This window comes from Rubellimicrobium arenae, from assembly GCF_017916275.1.
In the GTDB taxonomy this organism is placed as follows: Bacteria; Pseudomonadota; Alphaproteobacteria; order Rhodobacterales; family Rhodobacteraceae; genus Rubellimicrobium; species Rubellimicrobium arenae.
Genome location: NZ_JAFMST010000008.1, coordinates 50,333 through 70,159 on the forward strand (window position 1 = coordinate 50,333; position 19,827 = coordinate 70,159).

Consider the following 19,827-nt stretch of genomic DNA (forward strand, 5'->3'; position numbering starts at 1 on the left):
CGGCTCGCTGGCGCGTTTGCCTTCGCCCGGAGCCATGGGGGCTCCGGAACGGAAGGCAAACTCATGATCAAGTGGATCTTCATCCTCCTCGTCGTCGCCGCGATCGCCGGACTCCTGGGCATGCACCGGGTCCAGGGCGCGGCGCTGACGGGGGCCAAGTGGCTCGCCATCATCGTGCTCGTGCTGTTCCTGCTGGTGCTCTTCGGCCTCGTCGCCATCGTCAGCTAGGACGACCTCGCGGTGGCTGGCCTTGGGGACCGCCTGCGCCTAGAAGCGCGGGCATGAGCCATGATCCCTCCCGCCCCTTCCGCGCGCTTGGCCGCAAGTCGATCCGCCCGTCCCTTGTTCCCCGCGACCTCATGGCCGAGGAGGACCTGGCCGGGGTCTGGACCGCCCAGGTCATCACCCTCCTGCCGCAGGCCTTTCCCGGCGTCCTGGGCGAGAGCCTGACGGGACGCGCCCTGCAGGAGGGCCTCTGGGCGCTGCGGACCCTCGACCTGCGGGAGTACGGGGAGGGCCGCCACCGCAACGTGGACGACACGCCGGCCGGGGGGGGCGCCGGGATGGTGCTGCGCGCCGACGTGGGCGCCCGCGCTCTGTCCGAGGCCGTCTCGCGCGCCCGGGGCGACGTGCCGCGCATCCTCCTGTCCCCCCGGGGGCGGCGCATGGATCAGGCGATGGTCCGCGACCTGGCCCACCGCGACGGCGTGATCCTCTTCTGCGGCCGGTTCGAAGGCGTCGACGAGCGGCTGATCGAGCAGTTCCAGCTCAACGAGGTGTCGCTCGGGGATTTCGTCATGACAGGGGGCGAGATCGCGGCGCAGGCCTTGATCGACGCGACGGTTCGGCTTATGCCGCGCGTGCTCGGGAATCAGCATTCGGCCGAGGAGGAATCCTTTTCTTCCGGCCTTCTGGAATACCCGCAGTACACGAAGCCGGCCGTCTGGGAGGGTCGCGCGATACCGGAGGTTCTTCTGTCCGGGCATCACGCGAAGATCACCGCCTGGCGGCAGGCCGAGGCCGAAAGGCTGACCAAGGAACGGCGACCTGATCTCTGGCGGGACCACCTGGCACGGCTGGGGCGCCCGGAAGAAGACCGAGAGCTCTGAGGACGCGAGAGACCTCCGGGGATACACCCTGGGCAACCATAGGAGGGTCCCATGGACCTGATCGCGCAGCTGGAGGCCGAACAGATCGCCTCCCTCGGGAAAGCCATTCCCGACTTCAAGCCCGGCGACACCGTTCGCGTGGGCTACAAGGTGACCGAAGGCACCCGTACCCGCGTGCAGATGTACGAAGGCGTCTGCATCAGCCGCAAGCACGGCTCGGGCATCGCGGGCTCGTTCACCGTCCGCAAGATCTCCTTCGGCGAAGGCGTGGAGCGGGTGTTCCCCCTTTACTCCACCAACATCGACTCGATCACCGTGGTCCGCCGTGGCAAGGTCCGTCGCGCCAAGCTCTACTACCTCCGCGACCGCCGCGGTAAGTCCGCCCGCATCGCCGAGGTCACCAACTACAAGGCGAAGGAGGACACCAAGTGAAGTCCGGCATCCATCCCGAATACCACCTCATCGACGTGCGCATGACCGACGGCACCGTGGTCCAGATGAAGACCACCTGGGGCAAGGAAGGCGACACGATGAACCTCGAGATCGACCCGCTCTCGCACCCCGCCTGGACGGGCGGCGGCACGCGCCTCATGGACACCGGCGGCCGCGTCTCCAAGTTCAAGAACAAGTACGCCGGCCTCGGCTTCTAAGCCTTCGGCCATCACGGCACGACATCGACGCCGCGTCCCGATGCCCGGGGCGCGGCGTTTCTCGTTGGGCGACCCCCGCGCATCCCTGCCGCGTCGCGGAGCGGCCCTGGAAACGAAACGGCCGCGCCCCCTGCGAGGCGCGGCCGTTCATGGAACCCGTGGAGCGTGGCTTTATGCCGCGCGAGGCTTGCCGCCACCGCGACGGGGGCTGGCCGGGCGGCGCGGCTTCTGGGCACCCGCGGACGCGCCGGCGGGGGCCGACGCGGGCTGGGCCGCACGACGCAGCGGGTTCGAGGCCTGGCGTCCCGGCCCCTGCCCTTGGCGCCCCTGCCCCGGCTGACCCTGCCTCGGCTTGCCGGCGGGCCGGCCGCCAGGGCGCGTGGTCGCCTGGTCGGGGCTCACCTGCCAGGGCGCGCCGGAGGCGACCGGGATGCGGGCCTTCATCGCCTTCTCGATGTCGCGCAGTTCGCCCATCTCGTCGGGGGCGCAGAAGGCGACCGCAGTGCCGTCCGCCCCGGCCCGCGCCGTCCGGCCGATGCGGTGGACGTAATTTTCGGGCACGTTGGGCAGCTCGTAGTTGTAGACGTGCCGGATGCCCGGGATGTCGATGCCCCGCGCCGCCACGTCCGTCGCCACCAGCACGCGCACCTCGCCTTCGCGGAAGGCGGCGATGGCGCGATCGCGCTGGCCCTGGCTCTTGTTGCCGTGGATGGCCGCGACGGCGAAGCCCGCCGCCTCAAGCTGGCGGGCCAGCTTGTCGGAGCCGTGCTTGGTACGTCCGAACACGATGGCCAGCTCGTCCCGGTGCTTGTCGAGAAGCTCGATCAGCAGGTCGGTCTTGGCGGCCTTGGCGACATAGTGCAGCCACTGGTCGATCTTGGCCACGGCCTGCCCGGGCGGGTTCACCTGCACGCGGACCGGATCGGTCAGGAAGGCGCTGGCGATCTCCTCCATCTGCTTGGGCATGGTGGCGGAGAAGAGCATCGTCTGCCGCGCCTTGGGCAGCAGCGTCGCGATACGGCGAAGCGAGTGGATGAACCCGAGGTCGAGCATCTGGTCGGCTTCGTCGAGCACCAGGAACTCGGTCTTGGACAGGTCCACGGCCCGGCGGTCCAGAAGGTCCACGAGCCGGCCCGGCGTCGCCACGAGGATCGCGACCCCGCGGGCCATCCGCTCGATCTGCGGGGTGAAGCCCACGCCGCCGGTGATCAGGGCCATCTTGAGATGGGAGCCCTGCGCGAAGGCGTAGAGCGTGTCATGGATCTGCCGCGCCAGCTCGCGGGTCGGGGCGAGGATGAGGGCGCGGGGGGTCTTGGGCTCGGCCTTGCGACCGTTCTTCATGAGCGCGTCGAGCATGGGAAGCCCGAACGCCGCCGTCTTGCCGGACCCCGTCTGGGCCAGGCCCATCACGTCCCGTCCCGCCATCGCGTGCGGGATGGCTTGGGTCTGGATGGGGGTCGGATCGGTGATGCCCTGTTCGTTCAGGGCGTTGATGAGGCGGGGCGAAAGCCCCAGCGTGTCGAATTGCATGCGTATCCTGTGCAGGGCCGGTATGGGCCCGAATAGGTCCCCGTCCCGGGCCAGTGGCGCCGGGCAGCGAGGGGTGGCAGCCGATGCGCTGACCCTTGGGCGGCATTGCCCTGGGGCCGTCACGGCGCGGCTTCCCCTGCGTGAAGGTGGGAACCTTGATCCCGCCGACCTTGCGCAGGTCTTGCGCTCTGCTCACGCGGCAGGGACGGCGGTCGTTGGGATGTGAGCGGTGAAGCCCGTGAAGTCAAGGACCCTTCGGCTTTTCCTTGACCCCCTGCGCGATTATACCGCCCCGGAGAACGAGGGGGTCCGCAGGTGGCGCATATCATCGTCGTGGGCAACGAAAAGGGCGGGGCGGGCAAGTCCACCGTTGCCATGCACGTCGCCTTGGCGCTGGCGCGGATGGGACACCGGGTGGGGACGATCGACCTCGACCTGCGCCAGCGCTCGCTGGGCCGCTACATCGAGAACCGGCTCCGCTTTCTCGGGAAGGAGGGCCTCGACCTTCCGACCCCGCGCGACATGCTGCTCCCCGACATCGACGAGGATGCGGTGCCCCCGGGGGAGAACGCGTCGGACCTGCGGCTGTCCGCCGCCGTTGCCGCCCTCGAGCCGGACTCGGACTTCATCGTCATCGACTGCCCCGGATCGCATACCCGCTTCGCCCAGGTCGCCCACAGCCTGGCCGACACGCTGGTGACGCCGCTCAACGACAGCTTCGTGGACTTCGACCTGCTGGCCCGGATCGACACCGACGGAGAGAAGATCCTCGGCCCCTCGGTCTATGCCGAGATGGTCTGGAGCGCGCGGCAGCTTCGCGCCCAGGCCGGCCTGGCCCCCATCGACTGGATCGTGCTGCGGAACCGGCTGGGCAGCCAGGCCATGCTGAACAAGCAGCGGATGGAGGCGGCGCTGGCCCGGCTCGCCAAGCGGATCGGCTTCCGGGTCGGGCCCGGGTTCAGCGAACGCGTGGTCTTCCGGGAGCTGTTCCCCCGCGGCCTCACCCTGCTGGACCTCAGGGACATCGGCGTCAACAGCCTCAGCATGTCCAACGTGGCGGCCCGGCAGGAGCTGCGCGAGCTTGTCCGCGCGCTGGGCCTGCCAGGGGTGGAGGTGCGGTTCTGACGCAGGTGGGCCGGCTCTTCGGGCGCGCGCACGCGGGGACCTTGCCAGGCCAGCCCCAGTCGGGCTTCATGCGCGCAAGGGGTGCCCCGTCGCCCGAAGGGAGAATGAATCATGGCCATCAGCAGCGGCGCCGCCGTCAATCCCGGTCCCGCGCCCTATGGCGCGCAGGGTGGGCGGTCGCACCTGATCGCCGGCACCCGGATCGTCGGCGACATCACCGCTCCGGGCCTTCTTGAGATTCAGGGCGAGGTCGAGGGGCGGGTGATCGCCGATTCGGTCGTGATCGAGGAGCGTGGCACCGTCAACGGAGAGGTGCAGGCCGCGGCCGTCGGCGTGAAGGGCACCTTCACGGGCCATATCTCGGGCGGGGCGGTGCGGGTTCATGCCACGGCGCGTCTGTCGGGGACCATCCGCTACGAGACGCTGAGCATCGATAGCGGGTCCGAGATCACGGCAACCTGCGAACGCGCTCAGACAGGCAGCTGATTCAGCCCTTCCACGGCCAACCCCAGCCCCTGCCCGCTCCGGCGACCTTCAGGCTGTCGTTCGGATTGCCGATCCGCGACCGCACCCAAGTTCCCGCTTGAACGAGGGCCGTCGGAGCAGACCCTAGTCACAGCCGGACACACCCGCTTCCCCTGCTGCCTTGGGACGTTCAGCTTGCAGGCAGCGTCATTGCCGCAGCCCTGCCGTGAACGCTGCAACTCATAGACTAGGGAGGACTTGGGAGTTTCTGGCGCGCTGGGGAGGATTCGAACCCCCGACCCCTTGATTCGTAGTCAAGTACTCTATCCAACTGAGCTACCAGCGCGCGGCAGAGTGGGGCGGATGTAACCGTGCCAGCGGGGGTTGGCAAGAGCCATTCGGCATCCGGATCGCTGGTTGCCGCAAGGTCCACCTGCGTGGGCCGTCACTCGGCTGCTTCGGAGCTTCCGCGATGGAGCGGCTCCTCCTCGCTCCCTTCTTCAGGGAGAGCCACGGCCGGGTTGGGCGGGGCCAGATGGACGTCTTCCTTGGGCAGCCGGATCGCGAACTGCGTGCCGCTCGGATCGCTACGACGCAGCTGAAGCTGACCCCCATGGCCCTGGATGATCTCGTTCGCGATGGCGAGGCCCAGGCCCGTCCCGCCCTTGGTGGCGCCGCCCTGGAACGCCTGGAACAGATGCTCGCGCGCACGGGGCGGGAGGCCCGGACCCGTGTCGGTCACGAAGATCCACCAGGCCTCGTCATCCTCCTCGGCCGAGAGTCCGATCTCGCCCGGCTTGCCGCTGGCCGCGATCGCCTGCCGGGCGTTCCGCACGAGGTTGAGGATCACGCGATACAACTGCTCCCCGTCGGCGCGCACGGTCATTCCGGCGGGAATGTTCTCGCTGAAGGAGATGTCGGCTTCGCCCGCCGCGAGCCTTTCCCCATCCACCACCTCGGCCACGATGGCCGCCAGGGGCACGCGGGTCAGGCGGGGCGGCGGCTCCTCGACGCGGCCGAAGGCGAGCGTCGATTCGCAAAGGCTGATCGCCCGCGACAGGGAGGCCACGATCTTGGGAGCCATCCGCCGCACCAGCGGGTCCTCGGTCTCCTCGAGGCGGTCCACGAAGAGCTGGGCGGACGCCAGGATGTTGCGAAGGTCGTGGCTGATCTTGGCCACGGCGCTGCCCAGCTGCGCCAGTCGCGCCCGCTGCCGAAGCGCCCCGGTCAGCTGCGTCTGCATGCTCCGCAAGGCCTCCTCGGCTTCCCGCAGCTCGGTCACCGAGGCGGTGGGCGCGATGATCCGGCGCGCATCCTCGGGCGCGGCGGCGTAGGCGCGCATATGCCCCACGACCCGGTCGATCGGACGTAGCAGCAGCACGCGCACCGCAAAGAACAGCAGCGCGGCGGTGAGGATCGTGATCACCGCCGACAGCGTCAGCACGCGCACCCCGTCTTCGATCATCGCGCGGCGGAGGGGCGCCTGGTCCAGTGTGACCTCGATCAGGATGCCCCCCTTCTGCACGGGACTGCCGATCACCCGGATGATGCGGTCCTCCGAATCGGCCAGGGTAGCCAGGGCGTCGCGGATCAGCGTCATGGCCGACGCGTCGCGCAGGTCGTAGGTCGCATAGATCGGCTCGGGGATCGGAGAGCTGAGCGCCAGCTGCCGCATCTCGTCCCGGCGCAGGACGACGTTGTAGACGCCGGCGTTGTCCAGCAGCTCCTGCTCGAGCGATTCGTCCAGGGAATCGGCGGCCAGAAGGGCCAGCGAGGCGATCTGCGCCGCTTCGAGCCGCAGTTCGAGGTAGTTCACCCGCGACCGGGCGACGGACGGCACGAAGATCAGGACCTCCGCCAGCATGACGAAGGCCGCCGTCAGGATCAGGAACCGCCCCGAGAGCGAGTTCAGCATGGCCCGGGCCTCATCGATCTTCGCGCCTTACCTAGAGCACGCTCGCGGATTTGTGTATGCCGCGCGAGGTAAACGGCCGAATAACGTCCGAGGTCCCATGAACGCCCTGCGGCGCGTTGACAGGGGACGCCCCTGACTCTATGGGACGGGCTTCGGATGATGCGCGCGGGCCGTGAGGGCCCGGTCGCGCCTTAGGAGTTCGCGACATGAAACGCACCTTCCAACCCTCGAACCGCGTGCGCAAGGCCCGTCATGGTTTCCGTGCCCGCATGGCCACCAAGGGCGGCCGCAAGGTCCTGAACGCCCGCCGCGCCCGCGGCCGCAAGGTCCTCTGCGCCTGAGCCTGCACCCGCAGGTCCTGACCAAGCGCGCCGATTTCATGCGCGCTTCCAGTGCCCTGCGTGCCTCGACCCCTGGCTTCACGCTCCAGGCCCGCCCGCGGGCCGAGGGCGAGGCCGAGGGCGTCAGGGTCGGCTTCACCTGCTCCAAGAAGGTCGGCAACGCCGTCGCCCGCAACCGTGCCAAGCGCCGGCTGCGCGAGGTGGCGCGCTCCATCCTGACCAGCGAAGGTCGGGCCGGATGGGATTATGTCCTGATCGGCCGCCCCCAGGTGACCGCCGCCCTGCCCTTCGCGCAGCTCCTGTCGGACCTGTCGCGCGCGCTCGCCCGCGTGCATCGCGCGCCATGACCCCGGCGGCCCGAGTGCTGGCCGTGCCGGTGCGGGCCTATCGCCTTGTGCTTTCGCCGTGGGTCGGCCACGGCTGCCGCTATACCCCCACCTGCTCGGCCTATGCCTTGCAGGCGCTGGAGCGGCATGGGGCAGTCAAGGGCGGCTGGCTCGCGCTTCGGCGGATCGGGCGCTGCCATCCCTGGGGCGGGTTCGGCGTGGACGACGTGCCCGACTGAAGGTATTCGCGGACCGCCTCCGGAGACGCGCCATGCTCGACGACATCGATGCCCCCGACGACATCCATCCGCTCTTTGCGGGTGCCCCCAAGAGCACGGAATTCCGCAAGCTCCGCAAGCGGCTCGTGCAGGACGTGCGCGAGGCCATCGACAGCTACGGCATGATCGAGCCCGGCACGCGCTGGCTCGTCTGCCTGTCCGGCGGCAAGGACAGCTACACGCTGCTCGCGATCCTGCACGAGCTGCAATGGCGTGGCCTCCTGCCGGTGGACCTGCTGGCCTGCAACCTCGATCAGGGGCAGCCCGGCTTTCCGGCGACGGTCCTGCCCGAATTTCTGGCCCGCATGAACGTGCCGCATCGGATCGAGTATCAGGACACCTATTCGGTCGTGACCTCCAAGATCCCCGAGGGCAAGACCTACTGCTCCCTGTGCTCGCGCCTGCGGAGGGGAAACCTGTATCGCATCGCGCGGGAGGAGGGCTGCTCGGCCGTCGTGCTGGGGCACCACCGCGACGACATCCTCGAGACCTTCTTCCTCAACCTGTTCCACGGCGGGCGGCTCGCCACGATGCCGCCCAAGCTCCTCAACGAGGAGGGCGACCTTTTCGTGCTGCGCCCCCTGGCCCATGTGGCCGAGGCGGATTGCGACCGCTTCGCCCGGGCGATGAACTATCCGATCATTCCCTGCGACCTTTGCGGCAGCCAGGAGGGCCTTCAGCGCGTGCAGGTCAAGGCGCTCCTGGACGATTGGGAACGCCGCTCTCCGGGGCGGCGGCAGAAGATGTTCCGGGCGCTGACCACGGTCCGCCCCTCGCACCTGCTCGATCCTGATCTGTTCGACTTCCTAAGCCTGGCCCGGAACCCCGAGCGCAAGGGCAAGCCGGACGGCGATCGCGACGGGATTCCTACCCTTCGTTAACTGTATTCTCAGACTCTCTGCCTAAGCGTGTGCGCCAGGGCGGCACGGAATCGCCGGACTGCCAGGAACGCAGGAGGCGTGAATGCCGATCGTCAGCCGACTGGTCAAAGGCGCGCATCACCTGCGCGCGCAGCCATATCCTTGCGCCATGGCCCTGGCGGCCCTGACGGCCGGAGCCTTTGGGGGTGGCTGGCCTCTCCTGTCGGCAGGCGCAGTGATCTGCGTGGGGCTGGTTCTCGCGCCCCTGGCGGACCCCGAGGCCCATGAGCGACAGGACGGGATCACCGGGCTGGGCCTTCGGACCGATCTCGTCGATGCGCTTGAGGCGAATCTTCACGAGGCGAGGCGCACCGGCCTCGGCACCGCGACCATGGTCCTTGAGATCGAGCATTTCCGCCAGATCGAGACACAGCACGACCGCCGGGACGTCGAGCGAATCCTCCGGATCACCGCCGACAGGCTGGTGGCCGCTCTGGAGGCCGACACCTTCGCGCGGCTGGAGGGTGCCACCTTCGCGGTGGCGCTGGCAACGGCCGGAGACCTGGGCCAGGCGCTGCGCCTGGCAGGACATGTTCAGCGGACCCTGTCCGAGCCCATCGCCCTTGGCGGCAGGAACCTTCACCCGACGATCTCGGTCGGCCTCGCGTTGCAGGACAGGACCAAGGCGCCGACCGGCGAGTCGATGCTCCAGGCGGCCACGATCGCCCTGCTTGAGGCTCAGCGCAGCGGTCCGGGGGCCATCCGAAGCTACTCGGATGCCATGAGGGCCCGAATCGGATCGCGTGACGACCTCGTCCGAGAGGTCGCCGGAGCCCTGGACCGAGGGGAGATCCGGCCCTTCTTCCAACCTCAGGTCTGCGCCCGGACGGGCGATCTCAGCGGCTTCGAAACGCTCGCCCGCTGGCAGCACCCGTCCCGCGGGCTGATTCCACCGATGGAGTTCCTGCCCGCCGTCGAAGAGGCCGGGCTCATGGGCCGGCTGGGCGAAGTGATGCTTCAAAGCGCGCTGCGCGCCCTCCACGATTGGGACTCGGCAGGGGTCCGCGTGCCCCATGTTGGCGTGAACCTCTCGTCCACGGAGCTTCGGGATCCCCGGCTCGTCGACCGCATCAGCTGGGAACTGGACCGGTTCGATCTTTCAGCGGATCGCTTGGTCATCGAAGTGCTGGAAACAGTGGTTGCCGCCCATTCGGATGACATGCTGATCCGCAACCTGGCGGGTCTGGCCAAGATCGGCTGCTGCCTCGACCTCGATGATTTCGGAACGGGCCATGCCTCGATCACGACCATCCGCCGGTTCTCCATCGAGCGGATCAAGATCGACCGCAGCTTCGTCACCCGCATCGATGAGGATCCGGAACAGCAGGGGATGGTGGCCGCGATCCTGACCATGGCCGACCGGCTGGGCCTCGACACGGTGGCCGAAGGGGTCGAGACCCGGGGAGAGCAGTCCATGCTGGCGCAGTTGGGGTGCGGCCATGTCCAAGGATTCGGCATCGCCCGGCCCATGCCCTTCGCCAACACCTCCGCATGGATCAGAGCGTGGGATGACAGGAACGAAGCGGGCCCGCCGCGGCAACTCAGGGCGGTCTGAGGCGGGATGCCGCCCCGAGGGAATGCAGGAGCAGATCCGGGCGGCGAGACCCCAAGGTCAAGACGGACGGCTGCGCCCCCTGCGGGAACCGGAACGGGGGACAGGACCGAATGGGGCATGTCGGCCCAAGGCGACATCTGGAGAACACGAAGGCCGACCCGCAGCCCGAAAGTCCGATGGCACATCAGACCGGCAGCCAGCGACCGAACGGGCAGTCGGAGCCGCACGAACGGTTCCCGGGCCCTGGCCTAGCCGTTCGCTCGGTGGAGCCACGGACGCTCCGGGCCGCGCTTGCCGCCCGCGCCAAGGGCGCTTCGGCCCCAGGGTCACGCGAAGGTGTTGCCGGACAGCCTCCGCCAGGATTGTTCACGGGCTGACTGCGGCCTTCCTTCGCAGGGAAAAGCGCTTGACCTTTCGCCCACTCGGGTCTTGAAGCGCCCAAACGTTTTGCGGCGGGGACCACTCCCATGGACGACCAGAACAAGAACCTCCTCCTGGCGACGGCGCTGAGCTTTGTCGTCATCCTGGCATGGTTCCTGATATTCCCGCCAAAGGAGCAGGCCCCCTCGCCCGATCCGGCGACCGTGACCTCGCAAACGGTTCCGGAGGCCGTGGCCGCGCCCGACGCCAACGAGGCCGGAGCCGTTGCGGCCGACGCCCTGGAAGAGGTTGCGCCGGCCGACGCCGCAGCCCGGGTCGCCATCGACACGCCATCCGTGACGGGCTCCCTGTCCCTGAAGGGCGCGCGGCTCGACGATCTTTCGTTGAAAGGCTACCGCGTCACGCTCGACAGCCCCGACCTGGTCAAGCTGTTGACCCCCGAGGGGTCGCCCTATCCCTACTACGTCGTCAACGGCTGGAAGGCCGACACGGGCGTCGCCGCCGACGCCGTGCCGGGGCCGGACACTGTCTGGACGCTGGCCGAAGGCGCGCCGCCCCCCGCAGGAGAAGGCGCTCAGTCCACCGAGGATGCGGCGCCAGCCTCCGCGATCGTGGCAACCCTGAGCCCGGACTCGCCCGTGACCCTGACCTGGGACAATGGCGCCGGCCTCTTGTTCACCCGCGTCATCAGCGTGGACGAGAAGTTCATGTTCACGGTGCAGGACACGGTCGCCAACAGCGGCGCATCGGCTGCCACCCTGTCGCCCTACGCCTTCATCGCCCGCGATGGACGCGAGGAGTCGCGGGCCATGTACATCCTCCACGAAGGCGTGGTCCGGATGTCGGACGGCGAGCTTCAGGAGATCAAGTACAAGGACATCCCCGACCTCGAGGCGGCGCCGGACGGCTCCCGCCAGGAGTCGATCGATGTCACCGAGAACGGCTGGGTCGGTTTCACCGACAAGTACTGGATGACGACGCTCATCCCCGACCAGGGCGCGCCCTTCCGGTCCGTCGCGCGCTATCTGCCCGGCGGCGAGGTGTTCCAGACGCTGGCCCAGGAGAACCCCCAGACCGTGGCCCCCGGCCAGCAGGTGACCGTGGAGAACCGCGTGTTCGCCGGGGCGAAGGAATGGGAGACCATCCGCGCCTACCAGAACGCCGGGGTGAGCCGCTTCATCGACTCCATCGACTGGGGCTGGTTCTTCTTCCTGACCAAGCCGATGTTCTGGCTCCTGCACCACCTGCACGAGCTTGTGGGCAACATGGGCGTGGCGATCATCGGGCTCACGCTGGTGATCAAGGCGCTGGTGCTGCCGCTGGCCTGGAAGTCCTACAGCTCGATGGCCCGGATGCGCGAGCTGCAGCCCGAGATCGAGAAGCTCAAGGAGCGGACCGGCGAGGACCGCATGGCGCTCCAGCAGGGCATGATGAAGCTCTATCGGGACAACAAGGTGAACCCGGCGTCCGGCTGCCTGCCGGTGCTGATCCAGATCCCGATCTTCTTCTCGCTCTACAAGGTGATCTTCGTCACCATCGAGTTGCGGCATGCGCCCTTCTTCGGCTGGATCCGCGACCTGTCGGCGCCGGACCCGTCCTCGATCCTCAACCTGTTCGGTCTGCTGCCCTATGCCGCGCCCGGGGCCGGGTCGGTGCTTCACGCCGTATCGCTCGGGGTGCTGCCGATCCTGCTCGGCATCTCGATGTGGCTCCAGCAGCGGCTGAACCCCGCCCCCCCGGATCCGACGCAGAAGATGATCTTCGCCTGGATGCCCTGGATCTTCATGTTCACGCTGGGTGGGTTCGCCTCGGGCCTGGTGCTTTACTGGATCGCGAACAACACCATCACCTTCACCCAGCAATACCTGATCATGCGGAGCCACGGGGCCAAGCCCGACGTGTTCGGCAACATCCGCGAGATGCTTCGCCGGACGCCCAAGCCCACCCCCGACGCGCCGCGCAAGGGCAAGTGATGGCCCTCCCCTTCCCGGAGGCCGAGATCCCGGACGAAGCCGCCCTGGAAGCAGGGCGGCTCTTGTTCGCGGGGCAGGTCGACTTCCTCAAGGGCGTGGTGGCCATGCAGGGCCTGCCTCCCGCCGACCGGGCCGAGGTCTGCTTTGCCGGCCGGTCCAACGTGGGAAAGTCGTCGCTGATCAATGCCCTGACGGGACGCAAGGCGCTCGCGCGGGCCTCGAACACGCCGGGCCGCACCCAGGAGGTGAATTACTTCACCCTGGGCGAGAGCCATTACCTCGTGGACCTGCCCGGCTATGGCTATGCCGAGGCGCCGGTCGCGGTGGTGGCCAAGTGGCAGGCCCTGCTCAAGTCCTATCTTCAAGGGCGCCAGACCCTGCGGCGGGCCTTCGTGCTGATCGATGCGCGCCACGGCGTAAAGGCCGTCGACGAAGAGATCCTGACCCTCCTCGACAAGTCGGCAGTGACCTTCCAGGCCGTGTTGACCAAGGCCGACAAGATCGGCCCACGCGACCGCGCCAAGGTGCTTGAACAGGTGCGCGGCGCGCTGCAAAAGCACCCCGCCGCCTATCCGGAGCTGGTGATGACCTCGTCCGAGACCGGCGACGGCATCGCGACCCTCCGGGCCATCATCGCCGGCATCGGCTGACGCCCCAGGCACAGGAAGGAGCCTCATGAAGCGCGACTGGATCGCCACTGCCCGCACGCTGAGCGAGGCCCTCCCCTACCTGCAGAAGTATGCCGATGCCGTGGTGGTCGTGAAGTTCGGCGGCAACGCCATGGGCGACGACGAGGCCATGGCCCAGTTCGCTCGCGACATGGTGCTGCTGCGGATGGTGGGCATCCATCCGGTCGTGGTCCATGGCGGCGGACCGATGATCAACGCCATGCTCGACAAGCTGGGCATCGAGTCGCACTTCGTCCGCGGCAAGCGCGTGACCGACAAGCCCACCGTCGAGGTCGTGGAGATGATCCTGTCGGGCCTTGTCAACAAGCGGATCGTCCAGGCGATCAACGATGCGGGCGGACGCGCGGTCGGGCTGTCCGGCAAGGACGACGACCTGATGGTCTGCGTGGCGGATGACCCGGAGCTGGGCTTTGTCGGCCGTCCGGTGGAGATGAACGTCCAGGTGCTGCGCGACCTTTACGAAGCCGGCATCATCCCCGTCGTGGCCCCGGTCGCCACCGGCATGGCCGAGAACGAGACCTTCAACGTCAACGGGGACACCGCCGCCGGGGCCATTGCCGGGGCGCTTCAGGCCGACCGGCTGCTGCTGCTGACCGACGTGGCGGGCGTCAAGGACGAGAGCGGGGAGGTCGTCACCAACCTGTCCGCCGATCGCGTGCGCGAGATGATCGAAAGGGGCGTCGTCAAGGGCGGCATGATCCCCAAGGTGGAAACCGCGCTCGCCGCCATCGAGGCCGGGGTTAAGGCGGTCGTGATCCTGGACGGGCGCCTGCCCAACGCCGCGCTGATCGAGCTTTTCACCGACTTCGGTGCGGGGTCCATCATCCGCGGGCCCGAGCCCGAGACCTGGCCCAAGCGGAGATGAGCCGGCTGGGCGCCCTTGAGGAGGCCGCCCATGCCCACGGCCTCTTCGTCTCGGGCGTGGCGCCGCTTCAGCCCCGGGACGGCTTGCCGGATCGATTCCGGTCCGTCGCCCTGCTGTCCCCGGACGAGCCGCGCTTCTGGACCATCTTCTCCGCCTCCGAGGAGCGGCAGGACGGTCGGCCCGACGCGCTCGACCGTTGGTCGAGGCGGGTGATCGGACAACTGGCCTGCAAGCTCGGCACCAAGGCCGCCTTCCCCTTCGCGGGCCCGCCCTGGCGTCCCTTCACGGAATGGGCGCGCCGGTCGGGCCGGGCTTGGCCATCGCCGGTGGGCCTCCTTGTGCACGACGCCGCGGGACTCTGGATTTCCTACCGGGGCGCCATCGCACTCGAGGAGGATGCCCGCCCTGCCAGCTTGGTTCAGCCTTGCGAGAACTGCGAGGCCCGTCCATGCCTGAACGCCTGCCCCGTCGCAGCCCTTTCCCGCGACAGCTACGACGTATCGTCATGCCACGACGTTCTGGACTCGCCCGGAGGCCAGAGCTGCCTATCCTCAGGATGTCGCGTCCGGCGGGCTTGCCCCCGGGGCGCAGAGCGTCGCCTGCCCGCGCAGTCGGCCTTTCACATGGAGGCATTCCACCCGGCATGACCTTGAACCTTCTTCTCGTGCGCCACGCCAAATCCGACTGGGACAGCCCCGAGCTTCCGGACCACGAGCGGCCCTTGAACAAGCGGGGACGACGCGACGCCCCCCGCATGGGCCGCTGGATCGCGGAGAAGGGCCTCGCGCCACGGCAGGTGCTGTGCTCGGACGCCGTGCGGACGCGGCAGACCCTCGACCTCATGCTCCCTCATTGGCCCGAGCCGCCGGTGGTCGAGCACGTGGCCGCGCTGTATCATGCCGAGCCGGACAGGATCCTGAGGGTGCTGGCCCGGGCGACGTCCGACCATGTGGCCGTGATCGGCCATAATCCGGGGATCGGCGGCGTCGCAGACTTCCTGGCGCGCGAGGTCCCGGCCCATTCCCGTTGGGTGGACTTTCCCACGACCTCGGTTGCCGCGCTGCGCTTTGACCTGGGGTCCTGGGCCGAGCTCGAGGAAGCCTCCGGCACTGTGATGGCCTTCGCGGTGCCCGCCGACCTCGGCTAGTGCCCGAGGATCTGGCTCAGGAACAGCTTGGTCCGTTCGCTCTGCGGGTTGTTGAAGAACTCGCGCGGCGTGTTCTGCTCGACGATCTGACCCTGGTCCATGAAGATGACCCGGTTCGCCACGGCCTGCGCGAAGCCCATCTCGTGCGTCACGCAAAGCATCGTCATCCCCTCCTGCGCGAGCTCGATCATGGTGTCGAGCACCTCCTTGATCATCTCGGGGTCGAGCGCCGAGGTCGGCTCGTCGAAGAGCATGATCTTGGGGCGCATGCACAGGGATCGGGCGATCGCCACGCGCTGCTGCTGGCCACCGGAAAGCTGGCCGGGGTACTTGTTGGCCTGCTCCGGGATCCGGACCTTGCGCAGGAAGTCCATGGCCGTTTCCTCGGCCTCGCGCTTGGGAACCTTGCGGACCCAGATCGGGGCCAGGGTGCAGTTCTCGAGCACGGTGAGGTGCGGAAAGAGGTTGAAGTGCTGGAACACCATCCCGACCTCGGAACGCACCTTGTCCACGTTGCGAAGGTTCGAGGTCAGCTCGGTCCCGTCGACGATGATCTGGCCGGTCTGGTGCTCTTCCAACCGGTTGATGCAGCGGATCAGGGTCGACTTGCCCGAACCCGACGGCCCGCAGATCACGATCCGCTCGCCCCGATCGACGGTGAGATTGATGTCCCGGAGGACATGGAACTGCCCATACCACTTGTTCATGCCGGTGATCTGCACGGCGACCTCGCCCGGGACGGGCGGCGGGACGGCCCCGAGCGGGACGGCGGCGTCGGACATGGCGAAGGCTCCTAGCGGTGGCTGCGCTCGAGCCGACGCTCGAGCCAGATGGAATAGCGGGACATGGCGAAGCAGAAGATGAAGAAGACCAGGGCGATGAAGACGTAGATTTCCCAGTAGATGCCCTGCCAGTCGGTGCTGGCCCGGATCGCCGTGGCGAGGCCGATGGGATCGTACATGCCGATGAAGGCCACCAGCGTCGTGTCCTTGAAGAGCCCGATGAAGGTGTTCACGATCCCGGGGATGGAGATCTTGAGCGCCTGCGGCAGCACGATCAGCCGCATCGCCTGCCAGTAGTCGAGGCCCAGCGCATCCGCCGCCTCGTACTGGCCCTTCGGCAGCGCGGCGAGGCCTCCTCGGACGACCTCGGCGATGTAGGCCGCGGCGAACAGGGTGGCCATGATGATGACCCGCAGCATCAGGTCGAAGTTGGTCCCGCGCGGGAGGAAGTAGTTCAGCAGCAGCTGCGCCGTGAACAGCCAGACGATCAGCGGCACGCCGCGGATCAGCTCGATGTAGGCGATGGCGATCTTGGAGATGAAGAACATGTCCGACCGGCGGCCCAGCGCGAGCAGGACCCCCAGCGGCAAGGACAGGCAGATGGCCGACAATCCGATGACGACCGACAGCGTGAAGCCCCCGAAGTCCTTGGAGGCCACGCGCGGCAGCCCCCAGGGGGCGAGCTGCGCCAGCTCGGCGGCAAGCGGCTTGGCCAGGAACATCCAGAACAGGAGGGGGACGAGGATCGTCGCGACCAGCGTCACGAGCGGGCTCCCCGTCCGGCGCCCGGTCAGCCAGACGACCCCGCCCAGCACGACGCCCAGCGCCATGGTCAGCGGCCCCCAGATCGTGCCGCCCCAGAGAAGGAAGAAGATCAGGAAGGGCGCCGCCACGGTCAGCCAAAGGAGGCGGCGCGGCAGATCGGTGAAGAGGATCGGCAGCACGGCGACCAGGAACACGGCCAGCGCCACCGGCGGCCTCCAATAGCCCCCGGGCGGGTAAAACCCGAAGATGAGCTGCTGCCATCGTTCGCTGATGACCGACCAGCAGGCGACCGACGTGCCCGCGGGATAGAGCTGGTCACGGATCTGCCGGCACTCCGTCAGGGACCCCGCGCCCCAGATCCCTCTCCAAGCCCAGGGCACGAAGCCGCTGAGCACGGTCCAGACGAGCCAGATCGCCAGGATCGTCAGCACGATGTTGAGCCAACCCGAGAACAGGTTCTCGCGCAGCCAGTGGATGGCCCCGGTTTCGCGACGGGGCGGCGGCGCGGGGGGCAGCATGGTGTCGCGCACCTGAGCGACGGTCTGGGCGTGGGTGTCCGACATCCCTAGCGCTCCTTGATCGCGATGCGCCGGTTGTAGAGGTTCATCGCCGCCGAAATGACGAGGCTCACCACCAGGTAGAACCCGGCCAGGAGCAGCATCCCTTCCAGCTCCCGCCCGGTCTGGTTGATGGTGATGCCCCCCAGGGTGGCCCGGACATCCATGTAACCGACGGCGATCGCCAGCGACGAGTTCTTGGTGAGGTTGAGATACTGCGAGATGAGCGGCGGAATGATGACCCGCATCGCCTGGGGCAGGATCACGAGGCTCATGGTCCGGCGCGGACGCAGGCCCAGGGCGTAGGCCGCCTCGGTCTGTCCCTTGGAGATGGCGAGGATGCCCGCGCGGACGATCTCGGCGATGAAGGCGCCGGTGTAGAGCGAGAGCGCGAGCCACAGCGCCATGAAGGAGTTGAGCACGGTCACGCCACCCCGGAAGTTGAAGCGCGCGGCCTCGGGCACGTCGAAGGTCAGGGGACGCCCAAGCGCCAGGAACGTGATCAGCGTGGGCAGGATCAGGATCGCCAGGGACACCCAGACGACCGGCAGGGTCCGCCCGGTGGCCGCCTGCCTGCGCCGCGCGACGCGACGCCAGACCCAGATCGCGATAAGCGAGAGCACGAACACGAGGACGAGGAGCCGCCCCCCCTCGCCCCAGATCGGCGCGGGAATGTAGGTGCCCCGATTGGTGATGGCGATCACGCCGAAGAGCATGGAGGCGGTCGGATTGTCGCCCGCGAAGTCGCGCGGCTGCGGGGTGGCTTCGGTCAGGAGCGCATAGATCAGGATGATCCACAGCACGAGGGGGACGTTCCGGAAGCCTTCCACGTAGACGGTCATGATCCGGGACACGAGCCAGTTCTTGGACAGGCGCAGCACGCCGGCCAGAACGCCGAATATGGTGGCGGCGACGCAGCCCAGGCTCGCCACCAGCAACGTGTTCAGCATCCCCACAAGCGCCGCGCGCCCATGGCTCATGTCGTTGCTGTAGGGGATCAGCGCCTGGTTGATGTCGTATCCGGCCCTGTTGTCCAGAAAGCCGAAGTTGATGTCCTTGCCCAGCGCGTGAAGGTTGTCGACGAGATTGCGGATCAGGTAGATCAGCAGCGCCGCGAGAAGAGCCAGCGCGATCGCCTGGATGGTCACGCTGCGGTACCGGCTGTCATACAGGAGCTGGCCCGGCCGGAAGCCGCGCGGCGGCGAATTTTCAGCGATGGACATGTCAGGCCGCTCCCTTCTGGACACCATCGTTGGGGCCGGAGACGGCCTATCGGCGCGTCTCCGGCGTCCTGCCGATCAGCGGAAGGGCATCGCGTACATCAGGCCGCCCTGCGTCCAGAGGGCGTTGAGGCCACGGGCCAGACCGATGGGGGTCTCGCTGCCGATGTTGCGCTCGAAGACCTCGCCGTAGTTGCCGACGGCCTGGATCGCCCGCACAGCCCACTGGTTGTCGAGCCCGGTCATGGCGCCCAGGTCGCCCTCGGTCCCGAGCAGCCGGTTGATCTCCGGGTTCTCGGTGGGCGCGGCCGCCATCTCGGTCACATTGGCCGAGGTGACGCCCAGCTCCTCGGCGGCGATGAGGGCATAAAGGGTCCAGCGCCCGATGTCCTCCCACTGGTTGTCGCCATGGCGCACGAGCGGACCCAGCGGCTCCTTGGAGATGATCTCGGGAAGGATGACGTGATCGTCCGGGTTCTCGAAGGACGAGCGCACGGCGGCGAGGCCCGAGGCGTCGGTGGTGTACACGTCGCAGGCGCCGGCCAGGTATTGCTGCTGCGCCTCGTCGTCGGTCGCGACGGGGACGGGCTCATAGGTGATGTTGTTGGTGCGGAAGAAGTCGGCCAGGTTCAGTTCGGTCGTGGTGCCGGTCTGGATGCAGACCGTGGCGCCATCGAGTTCCTTGGCCGAGGTCACGCCCAGCGCGCGGGGGGCCAGGAAGCCCTGGCCGTCATAATAGTTGACGCCGATGAAATCGAACTTGAGGTCCGTGTCGCGCGAGAAGGTCCAGGTGGAATTCCGCGCGAGGATGTCGATCTCGCCGGACGCCAGGGCCGTGAAGCGCGTCTGCGCGGTCGTCGGCACGAAGTTGACGGCCTGGGGATCCGAAAGGACGGCCGCTGCCAGGGCGCGGCAGTAGTCGACGTCGAAGCCGGCCCAGTTCCCGTTGGCATCGGGAGCGCCAAAGCCGGTGACGCCGGTGTTGACACCGCAGTTCAGCGTTCCGCGCGCCTTCACGTCGTCCAGCGTGGCCGCCTGCACCGCTCCAGCGAGGCCGGCCAGCGCGAGCGTGCCCAGCATTACGGATGTCTTCATGGGTCTTCCTTCCCGTTGTGGTGCGCCGTGTCGTCCGCCCCCGGCGCGCTCTTGTGGGCCTCCTCCGATCAGGCCGGAGCGAGGCGGGGTCGTGCCCCGACTGACCCAATTTGTCGGCGCAATCATTCGGCCCGGTCAA

General features: G+C 68.2%; 22 protein-coding genes and 1 tRNA gene. 16 read left to right on the top strand and 7 right to left on the bottom strand.

Annotated elements, in window-relative coordinates; translation table 11 throughout:
• Positions 1-63: 63 nt before the first annotated feature.
• Genes J3P31_RS13715 through rpmE form a run of 4 tightly spaced genes read left to right on the top strand, consistent with a single transcriptional unit; the run spans position 64 to position 1,759 of the window.
• Positions 64-228, top strand: coding sequence for a DUF1328 family protein (locus J3P31_RS13715; protein ID WP_210529048.1), 165 nt, complete (start codon positions 64-66; stop codon positions 226-228).
• A gap of 53 nt (positions 229-281) precedes the next feature.
• Positions 282-1,109, top strand: coding sequence for a tRNA (guanosine(37)-N1)-methyltransferase TrmD (trmD, locus tag J3P31_RS13720; RefSeq protein ID WP_210529049.1), 828 nt, complete (start codon positions 282-284; stop codon positions 1,107-1,109).
• A 51-nt stretch (positions 1,110-1,160) separates the two neighbouring features.
• On the top strand, positions 1,161-1,541 hold the full coding sequence (gene rplS, locus J3P31_RS13725) for a 50S ribosomal protein L19 (protein WP_210529050.1): 381 nt from the start codon (positions 1,161-1,163) through the stop codon (positions 1,539-1,541).
• Complete coding sequence (gene rpmE / locus J3P31_RS13730; protein WP_210529051.1) at positions 1,538-1,759, top strand: 50S ribosomal protein L31; 222 nt, start codon at positions 1,538-1,540, stop codon at positions 1,757-1,759. Before rplS ends, rpmE begins: the two co-directional genes overlap by 4 nt.
• A gap of 171 nt (positions 1,760-1,930) precedes the next feature.
• Here rpmE and J3P31_RS13735 read toward each other — a convergent pair whose 3' ends face one another.
• Positions 1,931-3,289, bottom strand: coding sequence for a DEAD/DEAH box helicase (locus J3P31_RS13735; protein WP_210529052.1), 1,359 nt, complete (start codon positions 3,287-3,289; stop codon positions 1,931-1,933).
• 315 nt (positions 3,290-3,604) lie between these two features.
• Here J3P31_RS13735 and J3P31_RS13740 point away from each other — a divergent pair, with 315 nt between their 5' ends.
• Both J3P31_RS13740 and J3P31_RS13745 read left to right on the top strand, forming a co-directional pair.
• Complete coding sequence (locus tag J3P31_RS13740; protein ID WP_210529053.1) at positions 3,605-4,414, top strand: division plane positioning ATPase MipZ; 810 nt, start codon at positions 3,605-3,607, stop codon at positions 4,412-4,414.
• A gap of 111 nt (positions 4,415-4,525) precedes the next feature.
• A complete protein-coding gene (locus J3P31_RS13745) occupies positions 4,526-4,900 on the top strand; it encodes a bactofilin family protein (protein WP_210529054.1) in 375 nt (124 codons plus the stop codon).
• Between the two features lie 248 nt (positions 4,901-5,148).
• Here the strand turns inward: J3P31_RS13745 and J3P31_RS13750 are convergent.
• A tRNA-Arg gene (locus J3P31_RS13750) sits at positions 5,149-5,225 on the bottom strand.
• A 99-nt stretch (positions 5,226-5,324) separates the two neighbouring features.
• The gene (locus J3P31_RS13755) at positions 5,325-6,794 is read right to left on the bottom strand and encodes a sensor histidine kinase (RefSeq protein ID WP_210529055.1); all 1,470 of its coding nucleotides are present in this window, start codon (positions 6,792-6,794) and stop codon (positions 5,325-5,327) included.
• A gap of 206 nt (positions 6,795-7,000) precedes the next feature.
• Here J3P31_RS13755 and rpmH point away from each other — a divergent pair, with 206 nt between their 5' ends.
• The 10 genes from rpmH to J3P31_RS13805 all read left to right on the top strand — a co-directional run bounded on the left by rpmH (position 7,001) and on the right by J3P31_RS13805 (position 15,269).
• Positions 7,001-7,135, top strand: a complete 135-nt coding sequence (rpmH, locus tag J3P31_RS13760; RefSeq protein ID WP_210529056.1) for a 50S ribosomal protein L34 — start codon at positions 7,001-7,003, stop codon at positions 7,133-7,135.
• On the top strand, positions 7,126-7,482 hold the full coding sequence (gene rnpA / locus J3P31_RS13765) for a ribonuclease P protein component (protein ID WP_246849533.1): 357 nt from the start codon (positions 7,126-7,128) through the stop codon (positions 7,480-7,482). The genes rpmH and rnpA overlap by 10 nt, the downstream gene beginning before the upstream one ends.
• Positions 7,479-7,700, top strand: coding sequence for a membrane protein insertion efficiency factor YidD (gene yidD, locus J3P31_RS13770; protein ID WP_210529058.1), 222 nt, complete (start codon positions 7,479-7,481; stop codon positions 7,698-7,700). Before rnpA ends, yidD begins: the two co-directional genes overlap by 4 nt.
• Before the next feature lie 32 nt (positions 7,701-7,732).
• On the top strand, positions 7,733-8,620 hold the full coding sequence (ttcA, locus tag J3P31_RS13775) for a tRNA 2-thiocytidine(32) synthetase TtcA (protein WP_210529059.1): 888 nt from the start codon (positions 7,733-7,735) through the stop codon (positions 8,618-8,620).
• 82 nt (positions 8,621-8,702) lie between these two features.
• Entirely contained in the window at positions 8,703-10,214 is a 1,512-nt protein-coding gene (locus tag J3P31_RS13780; RefSeq protein ID WP_210529060.1) for a putative bifunctional diguanylate cyclase/phosphodiesterase, read from the top strand.
• Between the two features lie 467 nt (positions 10,215-10,681).
• Positions 10,682-12,568, top strand: coding sequence for a membrane protein insertase YidC (gene yidC / locus J3P31_RS13785; protein WP_210529061.1), 1,887 nt, complete (start codon positions 10,682-10,684; stop codon positions 12,566-12,568).
• On the top strand, positions 12,568-13,218 hold the full coding sequence (gene yihA, locus J3P31_RS13790) for a ribosome biogenesis GTP-binding protein YihA/YsxC (RefSeq protein ID WP_246849517.1): 651 nt from the start codon (positions 12,568-12,570) through the stop codon (positions 13,216-13,218). The genes yidC and yihA overlap by 1 nt, the downstream gene beginning before the upstream one ends.
• Before the next feature lie 25 nt (positions 13,219-13,243).
• A complete protein-coding gene (argB, locus tag J3P31_RS13795; protein WP_210529063.1) occupies positions 13,244-14,122 on the top strand; it encodes an acetylglutamate kinase in 879 nt (292 codons plus the stop codon).
• A complete protein-coding gene (locus tag J3P31_RS13800; protein ID WP_210529064.1) occupies positions 14,119-14,769 on the top strand; it encodes a 4Fe-4S dicluster domain-containing protein in 651 nt (216 codons plus the stop codon). The genes argB and J3P31_RS13800 overlap by 4 nt, the downstream gene beginning before the upstream one ends.
• Positions 14,766-15,269 carry a SixA phosphatase family protein gene (locus J3P31_RS13805; protein ID WP_210529065.1) on the top strand — a complete coding sequence of 168 codons (504 nt, stop codon included), beginning with the start codon at positions 14,766-14,768 and terminating at the stop codon, positions 15,267-15,269. The genes J3P31_RS13800 and J3P31_RS13805 overlap by 4 nt, the downstream gene beginning before the upstream one ends.
• Here the strand turns inward: J3P31_RS13805 and J3P31_RS13810 are convergent.
• The 4 genes from J3P31_RS13810 to J3P31_RS13825 form a co-directional block, all read right to left on the bottom strand.
• Positions 15,266-16,051 (bottom strand): amino acid ABC transporter ATP-binding protein, encoded by a 786-nt coding sequence (locus J3P31_RS13810; RefSeq protein WP_303645126.1) that lies wholly within the window; start codon positions 16,049-16,051, stop codon positions 15,266-15,268. The genes J3P31_RS13805 and J3P31_RS13810 overlap by 4 nt on opposite strands.
• A gap of 11 nt (positions 16,052-16,062) precedes the next feature.
• Entirely contained in the window at positions 16,063-17,379 is a 1,317-nt protein-coding gene (locus J3P31_RS13815; RefSeq protein ID WP_210529066.1) for an amino acid ABC transporter permease, read from the bottom strand.
• Between the two features lie 2 nt (positions 17,380-17,381).
• A complete protein-coding gene (locus J3P31_RS13820; protein WP_210529067.1) occupies positions 17,382-18,596 on the bottom strand; it encodes an amino acid ABC transporter permease in 1,215 nt (404 codons plus the stop codon).
• Between the two features lie 75 nt (positions 18,597-18,671).
• On the bottom strand, positions 18,672-19,688 hold the full coding sequence (locus J3P31_RS13825; RefSeq protein ID WP_210529068.1) for an amino acid ABC transporter substrate-binding protein: 1,017 nt from the start codon (positions 19,686-19,688) through the stop codon (positions 18,672-18,674).
• Positions 19,689-19,827: the final 139 nt, after the last annotated feature.

Bases quoted from the DNA above. Each gene is read 5' to 3' on its own strand.
- J3P31_RS13715 (WP_210529048.1), top strand. From the start codon at position 64: ATGATCAAGTGGATCTTCATCCTCCTCGTCGTCGCCGCGATCGCCGGA.
- trmD (WP_210529049.1), top strand. From the start codon at position 282: ATGAGCCATGATCCCTCCCGCCCCTTCCGCGCGCTTGGCCGCAAGTCG.
- rplS (WP_210529050.1), top strand. From the start codon at position 1,161: ATGGACCTGATCGCGCAGCTGGAGGCCGAACAGATCGCCTCCCTCGGG.
- J3P31_RS13735 (WP_210529052.1), bottom strand. From the start codon at position 3,289: ATGCAATTCGACACGCTGGGGCTTTCGCCCCGCCTCATCAACGCCCTG.
- J3P31_RS13745 (WP_210529054.1), top strand. From the start codon at position 4,526: ATGGCCATCAGCAGCGGCGCCGCCGTCAATCCCGGTCCCGCGCCCTAT.
- J3P31_RS13755 (WP_210529055.1), bottom strand. From the start codon at position 6,794: ATGCTGAACTCGCTCTCGGGGCGGTTCCTGATCCTGACGGCGGCCTTC.
- rpmH (WP_210529056.1), top strand. From the start codon at position 7,001: ATGAAACGCACCTTCCAACCCTCGAACCGCGTGCGCAAGGCCCGTCAT.
- yidD (WP_210529058.1), top strand. From the start codon at position 7,479: ATGACCCCGGCGGCCCGAGTGCTGGCCGTGCCGGTGCGGGCCTATCGC.
- ttcA (WP_210529059.1), top strand. From the start codon at position 7,733: ATGCTCGACGACATCGATGCCCCCGACGACATCCATCCGCTCTTTGCG.
- J3P31_RS13780 (WP_210529060.1), top strand. From the start codon at position 8,703: ATGCCGATCGTCAGCCGACTGGTCAAAGGCGCGCATCACCTGCGCGCG.
- yidC (WP_210529061.1), top strand. From the start codon at position 10,682: ATGGACGACCAGAACAAGAACCTCCTCCTGGCGACGGCGCTGAGCTTT.
- yihA (WP_246849517.1), top strand. From the start codon at position 12,568: ATGGCCCTCCCCTTCCCGGAGGCCGAGATCCCGGACGAAGCCGCCCTG.
- argB (WP_210529063.1), top strand. From the start codon at position 13,244: ATGAAGCGCGACTGGATCGCCACTGCCCGCACGCTGAGCGAGGCCCTC.
- J3P31_RS13800 (WP_210529064.1), top strand. From the start codon at position 14,119: ATGAGCCGGCTGGGCGCCCTTGAGGAGGCCGCCCATGCCCACGGCCTC.
- J3P31_RS13805 (WP_210529065.1), top strand. From the start codon at position 14,766: ATGACCTTGAACCTTCTTCTCGTGCGCCACGCCAAATCCGACTGGGAC.
- J3P31_RS13810 (WP_303645126.1), bottom strand. From the start codon at position 16,051: ATGTCCGACGCCGCCGTCCCGCTCGGGGCCGTCCCGCCGCCCGTCCCG.
- J3P31_RS13815 (WP_210529066.1), bottom strand. From the start codon at position 17,379: ATGTCGGACACCCACGCCCAGACCGTCGCTCAGGTGCGCGACACCATG.
- J3P31_RS13820 (WP_210529067.1), bottom strand. From the start codon at position 18,596: ATGTCCATCGCTGAAAATTCGCCGCCGCGCGGCTTCCGGCCGGGCCAG.
- J3P31_RS13825 (WP_210529068.1), bottom strand. From the start codon at position 19,688: ATGAAGACATCCGTAATGCTGGGCACGCTCGCGCTGGCCGGCCTCGCT.